General features: G+C 55.6%; 15 protein-coding genes and 2 tRNA genes. 16 read left to right on the top strand and 1 reads right to left on the bottom strand.

All coding sequences use genetic code 11. The features are described 5' to 3' along the window. Positions 1–2 precede the first annotated feature (2 nt). The 14 genes from IPJ12_02550 (at position 3) to pnp (ending at position 13,853) form a co-directional block, all read left to right on the top strand. Entirely contained in the window at positions 3–629 is a 627-nt protein-coding gene (locus tag IPJ12_02550; GenBank protein MBK7646065.1) for a threonylcarbamoyl-AMP synthase, read from the top strand. A 12-nt stretch (positions 630–641) separates the two neighbouring features. Then, positions 642–1,289 carry a site-2 protease family protein gene (locus tag IPJ12_02545; protein ID MBK7646064.1) on the top strand — a complete coding sequence of 216 codons (648 nt, stop codon included), beginning with the start codon at positions 642–644 and terminating at the stop codon, positions 1,287–1,289. 7 nt (positions 1,290–1,296) lie between these two features. Continuing rightward, complete coding sequence (locus tag IPJ12_02540) at positions 1,297–2,499, top strand: tryptophan--tRNA ligase (GenBank protein ID MBK7646063.1); 1,203 nt, start codon at positions 1,297–1,299, stop codon at positions 2,497–2,499. Further along, positions 2,499–2,789, top strand: coding sequence for a lipid-A-disaccharide synthase N-terminal domain-containing protein (locus IPJ12_02535; GenBank protein ID MBK7646062.1), 291 nt, complete (start codon positions 2,499–2,501; stop codon positions 2,787–2,789). The genes IPJ12_02540 and IPJ12_02535 overlap by 1 nt, the downstream gene beginning before the upstream one ends. A gap of 2 nt (positions 2,790–2,791) precedes the next feature. Continuing rightward, entirely contained in the window at positions 2,792–3,643 is an 852-nt protein-coding gene (locus tag IPJ12_02530) for a segregation/condensation protein A (protein ID MBK7646061.1), read from the top strand. After that, entirely contained in the window at positions 3,612–4,154 is a 543-nt protein-coding gene (scpB, locus tag IPJ12_02525; GenBank protein ID MBK7646060.1) for an SMC-Scp complex subunit ScpB, read from the top strand. Before IPJ12_02530 ends, scpB begins: the two co-directional genes overlap by 32 nt. Continuing rightward, a complete protein-coding gene (locus IPJ12_02520) occupies positions 4,144–5,166 on the top strand; it encodes an rRNA pseudouridine synthase (GenBank protein ID MBK7646059.1) in 1,023 nt (340 codons plus the stop codon). Before scpB ends, IPJ12_02520 begins: the two co-directional genes overlap by 11 nt. A 116-nt stretch (positions 5,167–5,282) precedes the next feature. Further along, positions 5,283–5,723, top strand: a complete 441-nt coding sequence (gene rimP / locus IPJ12_02515; protein ID MBK7646058.1) for a ribosome maturation factor RimP — start codon at positions 5,283–5,285, stop codon at positions 5,721–5,723. A gap of 21 nt (positions 5,724–5,744) precedes the next feature. Further along, the gene (gene nusA / locus IPJ12_02510; GenBank protein MBK7646057.1) at positions 5,745–7,217 is read left to right on the top strand and encodes a transcription termination/antitermination protein NusA; all 1,473 of its coding nucleotides are present in this window, start codon (positions 5,745–5,747) and stop codon (positions 7,215–7,217) included. Between the two features lie 17 nt (positions 7,218–7,234). Further along, entirely contained in the window at positions 7,235–9,967 is a 2,733-nt protein-coding gene (gene infB / locus IPJ12_02505; GenBank protein MBK7646056.1) for a translation initiation factor IF-2, read from the top strand. Beyond that, on the top strand, positions 9,967–10,338 hold the full coding sequence (gene rbfA, locus IPJ12_02500) for a 30S ribosome-binding factor RbfA (GenBank protein ID MBK7646055.1): 372 nt from the start codon (positions 9,967–9,969) through the stop codon (positions 10,336–10,338). The genes infB and rbfA overlap by 1 nt, the downstream gene beginning before the upstream one ends. A 7-nt stretch (positions 10,339–10,345) precedes the next feature. Then, on the top strand, positions 10,346–11,245 hold the full coding sequence (truB, locus tag IPJ12_02495; protein ID MBK7646054.1) for a tRNA pseudouridine(55) synthase TruB: 900 nt from the start codon (positions 10,346–10,348) through the stop codon (positions 11,243–11,245). A 102-nt stretch (positions 11,246–11,347) separates the two neighbouring features. Beyond that, on the top strand, positions 11,348–11,617 hold the full coding sequence (gene rpsO / locus IPJ12_02490; protein MBK7646053.1) for a 30S ribosomal protein S15: 270 nt from the start codon (positions 11,348–11,350) through the stop codon (positions 11,615–11,617). 97 nt (positions 11,618–11,714) lie between these two features. Beyond that, the gene (gene pnp, locus IPJ12_02485; protein ID MBK7646052.1) at positions 11,715–13,853 is read left to right on the top strand and encodes a polyribonucleotide nucleotidyltransferase; all 2,139 of its coding nucleotides are present in this window, start codon (positions 11,715–11,717) and stop codon (positions 13,851–13,853) included. A gap of 94 nt (positions 13,854–13,947) precedes the next feature. On the opposite strand, the gene dksA is transcribed toward pnp, so the two are convergent. After that, the gene (dksA, locus tag IPJ12_02480; GenBank protein ID MBK7646051.1) at positions 13,948–14,373 is read right to left on the bottom strand and encodes an RNA polymerase-binding protein DksA; all 426 of its coding nucleotides are present in this window, start codon (positions 14,371–14,373) and stop codon (positions 13,948–13,950) included. Positions 14,374–14,511: 138 nt separating this feature from the next. Here dksA and IPJ12_02475 point away from each other — a divergent pair. Continuing rightward, positions 14,512–14,588: transfer RNA gene (locus tag IPJ12_02475), tRNA-Pro, on the top strand. 23 nt (positions 14,589–14,611) lie between these two features. Continuing rightward, positions 14,612–14,688: transfer RNA gene (locus IPJ12_02470), tRNA-Arg, on the top strand. Positions 14,689–14,748: the final 60 nt, after the last annotated feature.

The following is a 14,748-nucleotide window of genomic DNA, read 5'->3' as shown; positions in this document are numbered from 1 at the left end:
TCGTGGCGCGTATCGTTCATATTCACCCGGAATCGCCACAGCAACGCCTGCTGGTTCAGGCAGCTGAGTTTATTCGTAATGGCGCGATCGTCGCTTTGCCTACCGATTCCTGCTATGCCATTGGCTGCCATCTCGGCGACAAGGAAGCGCTGGATCGCATTCGCCAGATTCGCCAGATCGATGATCGCCACCATCTGACGCTGATGGTGCGCGACCTTTCCGAGATTGCACACTTTGCACGGGTCGATAATGCCCAGTACCGACTGCTCAAGGCAACCACGCCAGGCAGTTATACCTTCATTCTCGAGGGCTCCAAGGAGTTGCCGCGCCGGGTCATGCATCCGAAACGCAAGACCATAGGCCTGCGCGTTCCGGATCATCCTGTCGCGCTGGCGCTGCTGCAGGAATTGAATGAGCCGCTGTTGACGACGACGCTGCAATTGCCGGGAGACGAGTTCCCATTAACCGAAGGTTGGGAAATTCAGGATCGTCTTGATGATCATCTGGAATTGATCCTCGATGGCGGTCATTGCGGAACCGAGCCGACGACGGTGATCGATTTGACCGGCGCCACGCCTGAATTGATTCGCGCCGGTCGTGGTTCTCTGGACCCTTTTGGATTGGGTTAAGAGATGATGGATATCAACGCAATCGTCCAGACGATCACGATTCTTGCCTTGCCTCTGGTCTTCGCCATTACCCTTCATGAGGCCGCCCACGGCTACGTGGCACGCTACTTTGGTGACTCGACCGCATGGCAGGCCGGGCGAATCAGTCTGAATCCACTGCGCCATATCGATCCGGTTGGAACCATTCTGATTCCGCTCAGTATTCTGCTGTTTTCCGGCGGAAATTTCCTGTTCGGCTACGCCAAGCCGGTGCCCGTTGATTTTAGTCGCCTACGTAATCCCAAGAAAGACATGTTCTGGGTCGCCGCTGCCGGTCCAGGGGCCAACCTGCTGATGGCATGCGCTTGGGCGCTGGCTTTCAAGCTTTCCTGGTTGATGCCGCAATTTTTCAGTACGCCGTTGGCCCGCATGGCTGAAATGGGTATTCAGATCAATTGTGTGCTGATGGTCTTGAACCTGTTTCCGTTGCCGCCGCTCGATGGCGGTCGAATTGCCGTCAGTCTCTTGCCGCATGCGATGTCATATAAATTCGCCCAGCTTGAGCGCTGGGGATTCCCGATTTTGCTGGTGCTTCTGTTTACCGGTGTGCTAGGCGCAGTCATGACCCCGCTGGTCAATCTGTCAACGTGGGCTATCGAACTCATTTTTGGTCTCTATTAAACAATATATGTACGCAGAACGTGTTCTCTCAGGCATGCGCCCCACCGGGTCGCTGCATCTTGGCCATTACCACGGGGTCCTAAAAAACTGGGTCAACCTCCAGCATGAGTACCCATGCCTGTTTTTTGTGGCGGACTGGCATGCGTTGACCACGCAGTACGACAATCCGCTGGGCATCGAAAAAGCATCCATGGACATGGTTGTTGACTGGCTGGCGGCTGGCGTTGATCCCAATCAGGCGACTCTGTTCATTCAGTCGAAGGTGCCTGAGCATGCTGAGTTGCATTTGCTGCTGTCGATGATGACGCCTTTGGGCTGGCTGGAGCGTGTGCCGACCTACAAGGACCAGCAAGAGAAGCTCGCCAACAAGGATCTTTCGACTTACGGTTTCCTCGGCTATCCGCTGCTGATGAGCGCTGATATCCTGATTTACCGAGCAGACAAGGTGCCGGTTGGCGAAGACCAGATTCCTCACGTTGAATTCACCCGAGAACTGGCGCGTCGTTTCAATCACATGTACGGCCGGGAGCCTGGGTTCGAAGACAAGGCGCGCGAGGCCGTCAAGAAGTTGGGCAGCAAGAAGGCGCGTCTCTATGAAGAGATGCGTACCCGCTTTCAGCAGAATGGCGACCGCGACGCAATCGAGCAGGCCAAAGCTGTGCTCGACGAAGTGCAGCACTTGTCGATGGCCGACCGCGAGCGACTGTTTGGCTACCTGGAAGGCACCGGGAAGATGATTCTGGTAGAGCCGGGCTATCTGCTGACCGAAGCATCCAAAATGCCGGGCCTGGATGGCCAGAAGATGTCGAAGTCCTATAACAACACGATCACCTTGCGAGAGTCGGAAGAGTCAGTGGCGAAGAAGGTCAAAAGCATGCCGACCGACACTAATCGCGTGCGTCGCACCGATCCGGGTGATCCTGAACGCTGCCCGGTCTGGCAACTGCATCAGGTCTATTCCGACGATGCCTGCAAGGCATGGGTGCAGCAGGGTTGCAAGACGGCCGGAATCGGTTGTATCGAATGCAAGCAGCCGGTCATCGACGGCATCCTGCGCGAGCAGGCACCGATGCGCGAACGCGCTCAGGTTTATCTCGATGATCCGACGTTGGTTAAAAACATCATCGCCGACGGTTGTGAAAAGGCGCGCGAATACGCCCGTGAAACCATGCGCGATGTGCGTGAATCCATGGGTCTGGAATACAACTGATGTTCGGCTATGACTGGGAAACGCTGATCTGGATTGGCATCGGCTTTGGTGGCCAGGCACTGTTCATGATGCGTTTCGTCATTCAATGGTGGAGCAGCGAACAGGCCAAGATGGTCGTCATTCCTGTCTCATTTTGGTATTTCAGTCTGGCCGGCGGCATTGTCCTGACCATTTATGCTATTCATCGCAAGGATCCGGTATTTATTTTCGGCCAGGCGCTAAGTCTGTTTATCTATGTTCGCAATCTGCATCTGCATTACAAGGGCAAGGGCCGCGCGGCGGCTTCGTGACCATGGACGTCGTTCTTGATGCGCCGGAGCCGGGGGTAACGGCGGAGCTTTTTCATCCGGTCGCCCGCATCTATGGCGAACCGCTGGAGCATTTGCCGCAGGACCTCTACATTCCCCCGGATGCACTGGCGATCATGCTCGATGCGTTCGAGGGGCCGCTTGATCTGTTGCTGTACCTGATACGCAAGGCCAATGTCGATATCCTTGATATCCCGATGGCACCGCTGACGCGTCAATATCTCGACTACATCGAGAGCATGCACGCCAGCAATCTGGAGTTGGCTGCCGAATATCTGGTTATGGCAGCCATGCTGATTGAAATCAAGTCACGCATGCTGTTGCCGCGGCCAAAGCTGGGCGAGGGTGACGAGGCGGCAGATCCACGTGCCGAGCTGGTTCGCCGGCTGATGGAATACGAGCAGATGAAAATCGCCGGCCAGAATCTCAATCAGCTGCCGCAGGCTGAACGCGAGTTTTTCTGGGTGGAGACGCTGGTTGAGAAATCGCTTTATGTTCGGCTGCCGGAGGTTTCGGTCGACGATCTGAAAAACGCGTGGATGGTCGTTGTGCGGCAGGCCCGCCTGAACAAGAATCACCGGATCGGCCGAGAAGAGTTGTCGGTGCGCGAACACATGGGCATTATCCTGCGTGTGCTCCAGGAAAGAGGCGGATTCGTCCGGTTTGAAAACCTGTTTGATGTGGAAATGGGTGTTCCCGGACTGGTGGTCCATTTTCTCGCCATGCTTGAACTCGGTCGCGAAAAACTGATTGAAATTACGCAGACCGAAGCCTTTCAACCCATTTACGTCAGAGTGCATCAAGGTGGATCCGAGCCTAGTCAAGAAAGTGCTTGAAGCAGCGTTGCTCGCCGCGCGCGAGCCGATGTCTCCTGCCGACATGAAAAAGATGTTCGACGAGGAACTGTCGAGCGATACCCTGCGCAAGCTGCTCGACCAGTTGCGTGAGGAATGGTCGGAACGTCCTGTTGAGCTGATCCAGCTAGCTTCTGGCTGGCGTTTTCGCACGCGGGCCGAATATCTGCCCTACATTGAACGCCTGAATCCGGAACGGCCGCCGAAATATTCGCGTGCCGTACTTGAAACGCTGGCGATTATTGCCTATCGCCAGCCGGTAACACGGGGTGATATTGAAGAAATCCGTGGCGTCGCGGTCAACACCAACGTCGTCAAAACGCTTGAAGAAAGGGGTTGGATCGATGTCGTTGGCCATCGTGAAACGCCCGGTCGCCCTGCGTTGTTCGCCACTACTAAACAGTTTCTTGACGATCTCGGACTTAGAAGCGTCAGCGAACTTCCGCCGCTTGAACAAATCAGCCAGACATTGGAGCTGAACTATGAAAACTAATAAACGCACACCATTTCGTTCCGGAAGTAAGCCAGGCGGATTTGAAAAAAAGCCCGAATTTCCGGTTGACCGCAGTAAGCCGGCCCCGCGTGGCCGCGCTACTGCTGAAGCGCACGACGAGGTGCCGGAGGCCGAGGCGGCGCCTGCACCCAAATCGCGGCGCCGTCCGGCGTTGCCAGCAACCGGCCGGGCCAGTCGCGGCACGGTGGCTCGTAACGGCAAGTTGGTTGTTGAAGCAAAGCCGGAGCGTTTGCAGAAGATTCTTGCCCAAGCGGGCGTCGGTTCGCGGCGTGAAATGGAAGAATGGATTAGCGCCGGCAAGGTCAGCGTCAATGGTGTTGTGGCGACCATTGGTCAGTCCGTGGTGCCGACCGACAAGGTAAAGATCGGCGGCCGTCTGATCAATATCCGTTTCACCGGTAGCTCACGTCCCCCCCGCGTCCTGATGTATCACAAGCCGGAAGGCGAAATTGTCTCGCGTGACGATCCGGATGGTCGCCCGTCGGTATTTTCTGCGTTGCCGCGTATGCGGGGTGGCCGCTGGATCAACGTTGGTCGTCTGGATTTTAATACCTCAGGCTTGTTGTTATTCACGACATCGGGCGATCTGGCCAACAAACTGATGCATCCGAGTTCCGAGCTGGTTCGCGAATACGCTGTACGCGTGTTGGGTGAGGTGACGCTGGAGGCGCAGCAGCAATTGCTGCATGGCGTCGAACTTGAGGATGGCCGGGCCAATTTCGGTTCCTTGCAGGATGGTGGTGGCGAGGGGGCAAATCACTGGTATCGCGTCACGATTTTCGAAGGACGCAATCGGGAAGTTCGTCGCATGTTCGAAGCAGTCGGGTGCACCGTTAGCCGCCTGATTCGTGTCCGCTATGGCCCGTTCGTCCTGCCGCCGCAACTGAAACGCGGCATGGCGCGTGAGTTGAAAGAGGTGGAAATCAAGATGTTGATGCGAGAACTCGAAAACAACCTGCCAACGCACCGAAAAGGCGCAGAAAGCGCCTAAAGCGATTTACCGAGGGGAATAAATCCGCTATAATTTATGGGTTTTTTCCTCCCGTCATTTTTGGCGGGCATCTTTTTCTATGAGGTGGGCGTTTCGCCCATTTTTTATTTGTGGCTATGGATTTAAACGCACTGCTTGAAACGACAGTTGTCGGTCTGGGGTATGAACTCGTTGATGTCGAGATGTCGCCGCGCGGCCGTACGATTCGCGTCTTCATTGATGCACCCGGACGAGATAGCGGGATTGATGTCGATGATTGCGCCAAGGTCTCCAATCAGCTGACCCGGGTTTTCGAAGTGGAAAACTTCGATTTCGATCGCTTGGAGATCTCGTCGCCCGGATTGGATCGCGTCGTCAAGAAAGCCGAAGACTTCGAGCGTTTTGCTGGTCAGCATATCCAGATCAAGCTGCGCATTCCGCATGGCGGCCGCCGCAATTTTCAGGGCGAACTCCTTGGTTTCAAGGATGGCAAGGTCGGGCTTCACCTCGAAAAAGACGATGTGGAACTGGAATTCAATAATATCGAGAAGGCACGTCTGGTGCCTCGTTTCGACTGAAGGACTAGGAGGTTTTAGCCCATGAGCCGTGAATTGTTACTGCTGGTTGATGCACTGGCCCGCGAAAAGAATGTTGCCAAGGAAATCGTTTTCGGCGCCCTTGAGCTTGCGCTTGCTTCGGCGACCAAGAAACGCATCCATGACGAGGCTGAAGTGCGTGTCTCGATTGATCGCAATACGGGTAACTACGACTCCTTCCGTCGCTGGCAAGTCGTGCCGGACAACGAGTACGTCAACGAATATCTGGAAATGCCGCTCTCCGAAGCCCAGAAGGATGATCCGGAGATCGAGTCAGGCGATACGCTGGAAGAAGGGCTGGAGCCGATCGACTTTGGCCGTATCGGTGCGCAGGCAGCCAAGCAGGTGATCCTGCAAAAAATTCGCGATGCCGAGCGCGAGCAGATTTTGTCTGACTTCCTTGATCGCAAGGAACATGTCGTTTCCGGCACCATCAAGCGCATGGAGCGCGGTAACGCCATCGTTGAGGCCGGCAAGATCGAAGCGCTGCTGCCCCGCGATCAGATGATTCCAAAAGAGAATCTGCGTATTGGTGATCGCATTCGCGCCTATCTGTTGCGCATTGACCGCAATGCACGTGGTCCGCAGATCATTTTGTCGCGCACTGCCCCTGAATTTGTCATCAAGCTTTTCGACATGGAAGTGCCGGAAATCTCTGATGGGTTGATGGAATTGAAAGCGTGTGCCCGCGATCCTGGTCTGCGCGCCAAGATTGCTGTCAAGTCCAATGACCCGCGTGTCGATCCGATCGGTACCTGCGTCGGTTTGCGTGGTTCCCGCGTGACTGCCGTGCGCAACGAAATCGGTGGCGAGAATATCGATATCGTTCTTTGGTCTGCTGATCCTGCGCAGTTTGTGATCGGTGCGCTATCGCCGGCAGAGGTATCTTCCATCGTTGTTGATGAAGAAAAACATGCCATGGATGTGGTGGTCGACGAGGATAACCTGGCCATCGCTATCGGCCGCAATGGCCAGAATGTTCGCCTTGCGTCTGAACTCACCGGCTGGACCATCAATCTGATGACCCAGGACGAATCGGCCAAGCGCTCCGAGGCTGAATACGCAGTGACCCGCGTGACCTTCATGGAAAAGCTGGACATTGATGAAGAGCTGGCAGACCTGCTGATTGAAGAAGGTTTCTCGTCTCTGGAAGAGGTGGCCTATGTGCCACTCGCCGAGATGCTGGAAATTGACGGTCTTGATGAAGGTATCGTCAATGAATTGCGCAACCGTGCCCGAAATATTCTGCTGACGGAAGCGATTGCCACCGAGGAACAACTGGAAGGTGTCTCCGATGATCTGATGGATCTTGAGGGGATGAGCAAGGAGCTGGCTGCCAAATTGGCTAGTCACAACGTCAAGACCCGCGACGATCTCGCGGAACTGGCGGTGGATGAACTGACCGAAATGACCGGCATTGACGACGAGCGTGCCAAGGAAATTATTCTGAAGGCACGGGCTCACTGGTTCGAGTGAGCGGGAGGTAGCAAAGTATGTCCGCAACAACAGTTTCACAATTTGCCGTTGAACTCAAAATGCCCGTCGTGGCCCTGCTCGAGCAATTGGGCAAGGCTGGCGTCGGTAAAGAGGGTGCCAACGATGCCCTGACCGATCAAGACAAGGCAAAATTGCTCGATTATCTGCGCCGCGCCCATGGCGATGAGTCGCAGACGAAAATCACCTTGACCCGCAAGCAAACGTCGGAAATCAAGGCAACAGATTCTCATGGACGTGCCAGGACCGTGCAGGTTGAGGTGCGCAAAAAGCGCGTGCTGGTCAAGCGCGAAGTCGGCGAACATTTGCCGGAATCGGAGATTGACCTCCCTGATGAAGAGCTAGAAGCCGAACTTCCTCAGGTCGTTGAGATCGTACCTGAGCCGGAGCCCATACCCGAGCCGGTCGTCGAGATTGCTCCGGAGCCGGAACCTGAACCGGAGCCAGCACCGGTAGTCGTTCAGGCGCCGGTTGAACCGGTTGTCGAGCAGCCCGTCGAAAAACCGGCTCCCGTGATCCTTGATCGCGCAGCGATCATCGGCGAAAAAGAATTGAAGGCGCGCGAGGCCGAGTCCCGTCGTTATACGACGCTGCGTGAAATTCAGGAGCGTGAGCTCCGCCAAAAACAGGCCAAAGAAGCTGAGCTGGTTCGTATGCGCCAGCAGGCCGAAGTCGCCTCGGCTGCTGCCAAGGTGGCGGAGCAGGCCAAGCAGCAGGTGGTCGCTGCCGCCAAATCCGGCGAAGGTGCCGCACCGGCGCCAGCCGACAAGGGAACCTTGCACAAGAAGCCGGATGCTGTTGGCAAGAAGGGTGACAAGGGCCGTGTCGCCGATGATGGCAAGAAAAAAGGTGGTATCAAGACCCGCGGTTCCGATATTGGTAACTCTTGGAAAGATGGTCGTCATGGCCACAAGAAATCCAGCAAGGGTGATGATGGTCAAGGCAGCTTCCAGGCACCGACCGAGCCATTGGTCCGTGAAATTCACGTGCCGGAAACCATTACCGTGTCCGAGTTGGCCCACAAGATGGCTGTAAAAGCCACTGAGGTCATCAAGGTCATGATGAAAATGGGCTCCATGGTTACCATCAATCAGGTGCTGGATCAGGAAACAGCCATTATCGTGGTTGAGGAGATGGGCCATCAGGGCGTTGCCGCCAAGTTGGACGATCCGGATGCCTTCCTCGAAGTTACCCAAGGTGGTGAACAGAAGGATGTGCCTCTTGAGCCGCGTGCCCCGGTTGTTACCGTGATGGGTCACGTCGATCACGGCAAGACTTCGCTGCTTGACTACATTCGCCGAGCCAAGGTTGCAGCGGGTGAAGCTGGTGGCATTACCCAGCACATTGGCGCATACCACGTCGAGACCGACCGTGGAATGATTACCTTCCTTGATACTCCGGGTCACGAAGCCTTTACGGCCATGCGTGCTCGCGGTGCCAAGGCGACCGACATCGTTATTCTGGTGGTGGCTGCTGATGACGGCGTGATGCCGCAAACCAAGGAAGCTATCCACCATGCCAAGGCGGCAGGTGTGCCGTTGGTGGTTGCTGTTAACAAGATCGACAAGCCGGATTCGAACCCGGATCGCGTCAAGCAGGAATTGGTTGCCGAAGGTGTTATTCCTGAAGAGTACGGTGGTGATTCACCGTTCTGTCCAGTGTCCGCCAAGAAGGGTACCGGTATCGACGAACTCCTTGAGCAGGTGCTGTTGCAGGCTGAAGTGCTTGAACTCACCGCGCAGAAGAATGCGCCGGCCAAGGGTCTGATCATCGAAGCCCGTCTCGACAAGGGACGCGGTGCGGTGGCGACAATGCTGGTTCAGTCGGGCACGCTCAAGCGTGGTGATGTCGTGCTGGCTGGCCAGGTTTTCGGTCGTGTGCGCGCTATGTTGGATGAAAACGGCAAGTCGATCAACGAAGCCGGCCCGTCCATTCCGGTCGAAATCCTTGGGCTGTCCGATGTGCCGGCTGCTGGTGAAGAGGCTATTGTTCTTACTGACGAAAAGAAGGCGCGCGAAATCGCGCTGTTCCGTCAGGGCAAGTTCCGTGACGTCAAGTTGGCCAAGCAACAAGCTGCCAAGCTGGAGAATATGTTCGTTCAGATGACTGAAGGCGAGGTCAAGACCCTGCCGTTGATCGTCAAGGCGGACGTGCAGGGTTCTCAGGAAGCGCTGGTTCAGACACTGGCGAAGCTTTCCAACGAGGAAGTCCGCGTCCAGATCATCCACGGTGCTGTTGGTGCAATCAGCGAATCCGATGTCAATCTGGCCCAGGCTTCAGGTGCGGTCATCATCGGCTTTAATATTCGTGCCGATGCAGGTTCCCGCAAGCTGGCCGAGAATTTTGGTGTCGATATCCGTTATTACAACGTGATTTACGACGCGGTTGATGAAGTCAAAGCGGCGCTTTCCGGCATGTTGTCGCCAGAGAAGCGTGAGCAAATCACTGGCATGGTCGAAATTCGTCAAGTCTTCCTCGTATCCAAGGTTGGCGCCATCGCTGGCTGTTACGTCTTGGAAGGTCTCGTCAAGCGCAACTCCCGTGTCCGTTTGCTGCGTAATAACGTGGTGCAGTGGGACGGCGAACTCGACTCGCTCAAGCGTTTCAAGGACGACGTCAAGGAAGTGCGTTCCAACTTCGAATGTGGTCTGTCGCTACGCGGCAATAACGACATCCAGGTGGGTGATCAGCTCGAGGCTTACGAAATCCAGGAAGTGGCACGCTCGCTGTAATGAAAAAAAAAGGATTTCAGCGTAGTGATCGGGTCGCGGAGCAGGTGCGCCGCGACCTTGCAGATCTGATTCGGATAGAACTGAAGGATCCGCGGGTTGGCATGATCAGCCTGACGGCTGTCGAGCTGACACCGGATTACGCCCATGCCAAGGTGTTCTTCACGACACTCAATTCCGATCATCTGGAAGAGATTGAGCGTGGCCTGAAGCGGGCAGCCGGTTTCTTGCGTCGTGAACTCGGTAAGCGGATTCATATCCACACTTTGCCGGAATTGCATTTTGTTTACGACAACTCCATTGAGCATGGCGCCAGCATGTCGCTGCTGATCGATCAGGCGAATGCCCTGAGCGATCAAACACCAGAAGACTAATCAGCTCATGCAAGTCAAGAAGGCCTGGAAACAGGTCGATGGTGTTCTGTTGCTCGACAAACCCATCGGTTTTACCTCAAACGATGCTTTGCAGAAGGTGCGCCGTCTTTTTTCTGCGGCCAAAGGGGGGCATACCGGCACCCTTGACCCCTTGGCGACTGGTTTGTTGCCATTATGCTTCGGTGAGGCAACGAAATTCTCAGCTGATCTGCTTGATGCTGACAAAACCTACGAGGCGGTGCTCAAGCTAGGCGTGACTACCGATTCTGGTGATGCCGAAGGCGAGGTGACGGCAACTGCTGCGGTCAACGTGAAAAAAGAGGCAATTTTCGAAATTTTGCCGCGCTTCACCGGGCATATTCAGCAAATTCCACCGATGCATTCGGCACTGAAGCGTGACGGTCGTCCGCTCTACGAGCTTGCCCGAAAAGGCATCGTGGTCGAACGCGAGGCGAGGGCGGTGACGATTTATGCCATCGACCTGATCGATTTTACCGAAGACAGCCTGATGCTACGGGTCGCTTGCAGCAAAGGCACCTACATTCGTGTTTTGGCCGCCGATATCGGCGCAGCACTTGGCTGCGGCGCGCATCTGTCAGCGTTGCGCCGGACTCGGGTTGGTGATCTTGAATTGCAAGGGGCAGTGACGTTGGCCGAGCTTGAGTCGCTTGATGAGGCTGGGCGCTTAGCCCATCTCCAGCCGGTTGATGCCTTGCTGCACACTTTGCCTGTCCTTGCCGTCGAGGGCGAGGCAGCTCAGCGTTTTCGCCATGGTAATCCCGTTGATCTGCCAGCCGGTCTGGTTGGCAAGATAAGGGTCTATGAGGGAACCCGTCTCATCGGTATCGGCGAACCCGGTGCTGGGGAGCGTTTGTGGCCAAAACGCCTGGTTCAACTGGCTGATTAACTGATATAATCTTACGCTTTCCGTCGCCAACGGAAAATTTTATCCACTGGCGCTGGCTCTATCAAACCGGGGCGGCGTCGTTTTCATGAAAGAGAGTTTGAAATGGCATTCACCACTGAAATCAAAGCCGGCGTCGTCGCCGATTTCCAGCGCGCCAAGGGCGATACCGGTTCTCCGGAAGTCCAGGTTGCTTTGCTGACCGCCCGCATTAACGATCTGACCCCGCACTTCAAAGAGCACAAGAAGGATCACCACTCCCGTCGTGGCCTGCTGCGTATGGTCAATCAGCGTCGCAAGTTGCTGGATTATCTCAAGGGCAAGAACATTGATTCTTACCGTACCCTGATTACCCGCCTTGGTCTGCGCAAGTAAGCCGGATCAAAGCAAAAAAAGAGCGGCCCGGAATTATCCCGGCCGCTTTTTTGTTTTGTTGTTGTGTCGTTAATTGTGATGAGAGTGAAAGGAAACTATGTTTAATGTTGTGAAAAAAACCTTCGCCTATGGTGCCCATCAGGTCACCATTGAAACCGGCGAAGTAGCCCGTCAGGCTGGCGGTGCCGTTCTTGTTTCCATGGAAGAGACCGTGGTGCTGGTAACTGTTGTGGCAGCCAAGACTGCCAAGCCGGGCCAGGATTTCTTCCCGCTGACCGTTGATTATCAGGAAAAAACTTACGCTGCCGGCCGTATCCCTGGTGGCTTCTTCAAGCGCGAAGGCCGTCCTTCCGAAAAGGAAACGCTGACTTGCCGTCTGATCGATCGTCCGATCCGCCCGTTGTTCCCGGAAGGCTTCTATAACGAAGTCCAGGTCATTGCCACGGTGATGTCGCTGAATCCGGAAGTTGATTCCGATATTCCGGCCCTGATCGGTGCTTCCGCTGCGTTGGCGATTTCCGGTGTGCCGTTCAACGGCCCGATCGGCGCTGCCCGCGTTGGTTACATCGATGGTCAGTACGTGTTGTGCCCGACCCTCAGCCAGCTCAAGGGTAGCCAGCTCGACCTCGTCGTCGCTGGTACCGAAGCTGCCGTGCTGATGGTTGAGTCCGAAGCTGACCAGTTGTCCGAAGAGATCATGCTCGGCGCTGTCGTTTTTGGCCACACTGAAATGCAGAAGGCGATTAACGCCATCAACGAACTGGTTGAAGAAGCCGGCAAGCCGGAATGGGAATGGCAAGCTGCACCTAAGGATGAAGCGCTGGTTGCCAGTCTGTCAGCTCTGGTTAGCGCCAAGCTCGAAGAAGCCTACAGCATCACCGTCAAGCAAACGCGCAGCCAGGCCGTCAAGGTCATCCGTGCTGAAGCCATTGCTGCGCTGTGCTCGGGTGAAGGCGCGCCTGACGAAAACACCGTCGGTAACCTGTTCCACGAAATTGAAGCTTCCATCGTGCGTGGTCGCATCTTGAGCGGTGCACCGCGTATCGACGGTCGCGACACGCGCACCGTGCGTCCGATCACCATGCGTTCAGGCGTGCTGCCGCGTACCCATGGTTCAGCTCTGTTTACTCGTGGTGAAACCCAGGCGCTGGCTGTTGCCACGCTGGGTACCAACCGCGACGAACAGATCATCGACGCCTTGGCTGGTGAATACCGCGACCGCTTCATGCTGCACTACAACATGCCCCCGTACGCCACCGGCGAATGCGGTCGTGTCGGTACGCCGAAGCGTCGCGAAATCGGTCACGGCCGTCTGGCCAAGCGCGCGCTGCTCGCCGTGCTGCCGAAGCCGGAAGATTTCTCCTACTCGATGCGTCTGGTTTCGGAAATTACCGAATCCAATGGTTCGTCCTCGATGGCTTCCGTTTGCGGCGGCTGTCTGGCGCTGCTGGACGCTGGTGTGCCGCTCAAGGCGCACGTTGCGGGCATCGCCATGGGGTTGATCAAGGAAGGCAATCGTTTTGCCGTCCTGACCGATATTCTGGGCGACGAAGATCACCTTGGTGACATGGACTTCAAGGTGGCTGGCTCGACCGGTGGTATCACCGCGTTGCAGATGGACATCAAGATCCAGGGCATCACCAAGGAAATCATGCAGGTTGCTTTGGCGCAAGCCAAGGAGGCTCGTCTGCATATCCTGAATCTGATGCAGGAATCGGCTGCTGGCCCGCGTGAAGAAATGTCGGCCTACGCACCGCGTCTGTACACCTTCAAGATTAATCCGGAAAAGATCCGTGACGTTATCGGCAAGGGCGGTGCAGTTATCCGTGCCTTGACTGAAGAAACCGGTACCACGATCGATATTCAGGACGATGGCACGATCACCATTGCTGCCACCAGCGGTGAAGCCGCCGCTGCTGCTCGTTCGCGTATCGATGCGATAACGGCTGAAGTTGAGATTGGCAAAATCTACGAAGGCACCGTGCTGAAGATTCTTGATTTCGGCGCAATCGTTTCCGTGTTGCCGGGCAAGGATGGTCTGCTGCACATCTCGCAGATCGCTCAGGAGCGTGTCAACAAGGTCGAAGACTACGTCAAGGAAGGCCAGATCGTTCGCGTCAAGGTTCTTGAAACCGACGACCGTGGTCGCGTCAAGCTGTCGATGAAGGCTGCTGCTTCAGAAGAAGGTACTGCGGCCGCCCAACCGGTAGCAGCCGATGCTGCTCAGCAACAGTAAGATTCCAAGTTAGTCTGGATGCACAAAGGGCGCCTAGGCGCCCTTTGTTTTTTGGCATTTTTCCCGGTTGACCGTGGTAATGCCAAACGGCAAGTTACTTTGCCATCTGTTTTTCTTTCAGCTCATCCAGCGTCTTGCAATCAATGCAAAGCGTCGCTGTTGGGCGGGCTTCCAGGCGCTTGATGCCGATCTCGACACCACACTTGTTACAGAAGCCATAATCACCACTTTCAATGCTGGCGAGTGTCTCGTCGATCTTCTTGATCAGCTTGCGTTCGCGGTCGCGATTGCGCAACTCGATCGCCATGTCGGTTTCCTGGCTGGCCCGATCATTAGGGTCGGCAAATACTGTCGCTTCGTCCTGCATCGTATGAACGGTGCGGTCGATATCTTCGCCCAACTCCTTTTTGAGCGTTTCGAGAATCTTGCGGAAATGAGTAAGTTGCTTCGCGCTCATGTAATCCTCACCAGCTTTCGGCTGGTATGGAGCGAAGTGCTTATGGAGCAGTTCTTCTGCCATGTTCTTGTGCGTCCCGGTGACGTAAAAATCGATTAAATATCATGAAGGCCGTTGAGAGGCAAGAAATCTTTATTACACAAAGATAGGCTATTGATATGGCGCGGGTTTCTGCGTGGTGCTAAAATGCGCTCCTCGTGTCGGGGCGTAGCGCAGTCTGGTAGCGCATCTGCTTTGGGAGCAGAGGGTCGTGAGTTCGAATCCCACCGCCCCGACCAATTCCTCTTTGTATCACCCTCAAGTGCCCGTAGCTCAACTGGATAGAGCAGCTGCCTTCTAAGCAGCAGGTCGGGGGTTCGAGTCCCTCCGGGCACACCACTCTCAGGTTTAAATTGATCCGAAAATGCTAAGGTTGATCGGACCGATACTCGGCATAGG

The sequence above is a fragment of the Betaproteobacteria bacterium genome, from assembly GCA_016709965.1.
GTDB lineage: Bacteria > Pseudomonadota > Gammaproteobacteria > Burkholderiales > Rhodocyclaceae > Azonexus > Azonexus amarohabitans.
This window is presented reverse-complemented; position numbering and strand designations above follow the sequence as displayed.

What these genes read in the sequence shown, in the direction of transcription:
- rpsO (MBK7646053.1), top strand. Translation starts at nt 11,348, where the DNA reads ATGGCATTCACCACTGAAATCAAAGCCGGCGTCGTCGCCGATTTCCAG.
- pnp (MBK7646052.1), top strand. Translation starts at nt 11,715, where the DNA reads ATGTTTAATGTTGTGAAAAAAACCTTCGCCTATGGTGCCCATCAGGTC.
- IPJ12_02530 (MBK7646061.1), top strand. Translation starts at nt 2,792, where the DNA reads ATGGACGTCGTTCTTGATGCGCCGGAGCCGGGGGTAACGGCGGAGCTT.
- nusA (MBK7646057.1), top strand. Translation starts at nt 5,745, where the DNA reads ATGAGCCGTGAATTGTTACTGCTGGTTGATGCACTGGCCCGCGAAAAG.
- dksA (MBK7646051.1), bottom strand. Translation starts at nt 14,373, where the DNA reads ATGGCAGAAGAACTGCTCCATAAGCACTTCGCTCCATACCAGCCGAAA.
- rbfA (MBK7646055.1), top strand. Translation starts at nt 9,967, where the DNA reads ATGAAAAAAAAAGGATTTCAGCGTAGTGATCGGGTCGCGGAGCAGGTG.
- IPJ12_02540 (MBK7646063.1), top strand. Translation starts at nt 1,297, where the DNA reads ATGTACGCAGAACGTGTTCTCTCAGGCATGCGCCCCACCGGGTCGCTG.
- infB (MBK7646056.1), top strand. Translation starts at nt 7,235, where the DNA reads ATGTCCGCAACAACAGTTTCACAATTTGCCGTTGAACTCAAAATGCCC.
- IPJ12_02520 (MBK7646059.1), top strand. Translation starts at nt 4,144, where the DNA reads ATGAAAACTAATAAACGCACACCATTTCGTTCCGGAAGTAAGCCAGGC.
- IPJ12_02535 (MBK7646062.1), top strand. Translation starts at nt 2,499, where the DNA reads ATGTTCGGCTATGACTGGGAAACGCTGATCTGGATTGGCATCGGCTTT.
- truB (MBK7646054.1), top strand. Translation starts at nt 10,346, where the DNA reads ATGCAAGTCAAGAAGGCCTGGAAACAGGTCGATGGTGTTCTGTTGCTC.
- rimP (MBK7646058.1), top strand. Translation starts at nt 5,283, where the DNA reads ATGGATTTAAACGCACTGCTTGAAACGACAGTTGTCGGTCTGGGGTAT.